4 protein-coding genes are annotated in these 2,018 nt (G+C 47.3%); 3 read left to right on the top strand and 1 reads right to left on the bottom strand.

What is annotated here, in order from left to right:
* Positions 1–258: 258 nt before the first annotated feature.
* Positions 259–615: a GNAT family N-acetyltransferase gene (locus KO492_RS00795; protein ID WP_216043231.1), complete on the top strand. Its 357-nt coding sequence runs from the start codon at positions 259–261 to the stop codon at positions 613–615.
* Entirely contained in the window at positions 557–703 is a 147-nt protein-coding gene (locus KO492_RS18835) for a GNAT family N-acetyltransferase (RefSeq protein WP_354668213.1), read from the top strand. The genes KO492_RS00795 and KO492_RS18835 overlap by 59 nt, the downstream gene beginning before the upstream one ends.
* Before the next feature lie 131 nt (positions 704–834).
* Here KO492_RS18835 and KO492_RS00785 read toward each other — a convergent pair whose 3' ends face one another.
* Positions 835–1,257: a GFA family protein gene (locus KO492_RS00785; protein ID WP_216043229.1), complete on the bottom strand. Its 423-nt coding sequence runs from the start codon at positions 1,255–1,257 to the stop codon at positions 835–837.
* Positions 1,258–1,611: 354 nt separating this feature from the next.
* Between KO492_RS00785 and KO492_RS00780 the strand changes: the two genes are divergently transcribed.
* A complete protein-coding gene (locus KO492_RS00780) occupies positions 1,612–1,926 on the top strand; it encodes a hypothetical protein (RefSeq protein ID WP_216043228.1) in 315 nt (104 codons plus the stop codon).
* Positions 1,927–2,018 lie beyond the last annotated feature (92 nt).

The following is a 2,018-nucleotide window of genomic DNA, read 5'->3' as shown; positions in this document are numbered from 1 at the left end:
CCGCCGCAAGTCCGGTTTGAACCCAATGTAACCAATGCTGCACGGCCCATGGATGTCCGCTGTTATGAGACAGCCAAAAATCCTCAACAACTGATTGAGTTTTGAACGGGGTTATTGGCAGCCGAAAATCGATCGTTCCTCAGCCATGCCAAAAAGGAGCGTTTTGGGAAAACCCTAAAGTCCACAATGCTTGATTAAAGAAACCTCTGCTGTAGATTTCTGTTTTGCTAAGTCTGGTTGACCAAAGAGGATGCGATAGTGACAAAAATCAGAAAGGCCCTGAATTCCGACGCCGAATCTGCGATCAACACTTTGCGTCGTTCAATTTCTGAATTGTGTGTTGCCGACCATGATGGTGACCCGCAGGAGATTGAATCTTGGCTTAGCAATAAAACAGTAGAGGCTTGGTCTAAGTGGATTGCAAGCGACGACGCAACAGTCTTCGTCGCTGATAGAAATCAAATGGTTGTTGGCGTCGGTATGGTGAGTTTGCAGGGCGAAATCATGTTGAACTATGTCCATCCGGACGCACGTTTTTTCGGGCGTCAGCAAAGCCATGTTGGCAGCAATGGAAGAAGAGCTACGCTTTCACAATATCAGCAGCGGCCATCTTGAAAGCACGGCGACAGCTCAGGAATTCTATGAAAACTATGGGTTCCAGAGGGACAAGGCGGATGCCTTGATCATGTCAAAAACGCTCTAGGTGCCAAAATTGTCAAAGGTCTTCGCTAATCTTCACTTTGCCAATTCAACCCAACGTTCCAAAAACCAGGTTTTTTTTGAACACAAATGAATGGCAATTATCTGAAAAAATCAGTCATCTAATGAAACGCTCTAGGTAGGGCTAAAACGTAAAATACCTGCGACCAGTGGTCCTGACGACGCATCAGACGGATGATTTACGCCGTCATACACAACAACCTCCGCAAAGTCGAACGGGCTTACGCCTTCAAGGCAAGCAACATTGACACCAAACTGAGTGGGATTGGATCTGCGTTGATGGTGGGTGTAAATTCCACAAACTGGGCAGAAGTAGTGTTTGGCTGTTTTTGTGTTAAATTCGTAGAGGGTTAAAGTGTCCTTGCCTTTCAAAAAGTTGATGCCGTCCAATTCCGCCGAAACGGCTACTGCTCCTCGCATGCGGCAATAGGAACATGAACAGCGGCGAATAGTATTAAATCCGTCGGTGAGACGGACTTCAAACTGCACACGGCCGCAATGACATGATGCTAGATGTTTCTGTGAATCTGGTGCCATTTTGAATGCTCCTTTTTCTACAGCTTTAGCTTCCACTTCCGATTAGGTCATCATGGGAAAATCGTAAATTGACCTAATTCCTGCAGTTCTTTGTCTTTATGCACTACTTCCAAAACTCACACTTTTTGAACGGTTTGCCAAAGCCGACATTAGCGCAGCCGCAACGAAATGGGGCTTTGCCCGCATAGTGTGAGTTCGGCCATCTCTAGCTTTTCGCGCGCAGCGAATGGCTGGAAAGCGGGCTGCAATCACAGTACTCTGAGTGTGGTGCGAAGGTCCGGAACGTGCCGATGCAAGCTTTCGAACTGTGTGTGACGACTTGCACTGGAATGCATCTTCGCGCAGTCTCACACAATGGAACTAATTTATCCAATCAACTTCGTCGGCCACGATGAGTGGATGTATAGTGGGTACGATCCGCGCCTGTCACAAGGCGAGGTCATTTCTCGCGACGGAGAAATCATCGGCGCTTGGCGTGTCGTAGGCTATGATCCAGACGATGAGTATTCTACTGGGCAGTTTGAATTTATGGCTATTGGGGAAGACACTGTGAAGTTCACGGAAGGCTTTTCAATGCTTGATGTGCGAATGAGCCGGGGCTTTGCTTTGTCAACGCTGACAAGAACCATTAGGGAATGGTACGAAGCCAACAATACTGAAATCTCGTAACGACGCTTCATTGGGAAGAATGTCAGCTAAGCAGACTGCATTCGTAGAATTTCTGGTCTTTAGCTAACGGCAGCTTCTCTAATTGGGCGTTT

The sequence above is a fragment of the Celeribacter halophilus genome, assembly GCF_018860305.1.
Taxonomy (GTDB): domain Bacteria; phylum Pseudomonadota; class Alphaproteobacteria; order Rhodobacterales; family Rhodobacteraceae; genus Celeribacter; species Celeribacter halophilus_A.
The sequence above is the reverse complement of the archived record's forward strand: the minus strand, read 5'-3'. Positions and strand labels throughout refer to the sequence as shown.

Excerpts from the sequence above, each read along its gene's own strand:
- KO492_RS18835 (WP_354668213.1), top strand. The coding sequence starts at position 557 with ATGTTGGCAGCAATGGAAGAAGAGCTACGCTTTCACAATATCAGCAGC.
- KO492_RS00785 (WP_216043229.1), bottom strand. The coding sequence starts at position 1,257 with ATGGCACCAGATTCACAGAAACATCTAGCATCATGTCATTGCGGCCGT.
- KO492_RS00780 (WP_216043228.1), top strand. The coding sequence starts at position 1,612 with ATGGAACTAATTTATCCAATCAACTTCGTCGGCCACGATGAGTGGATG.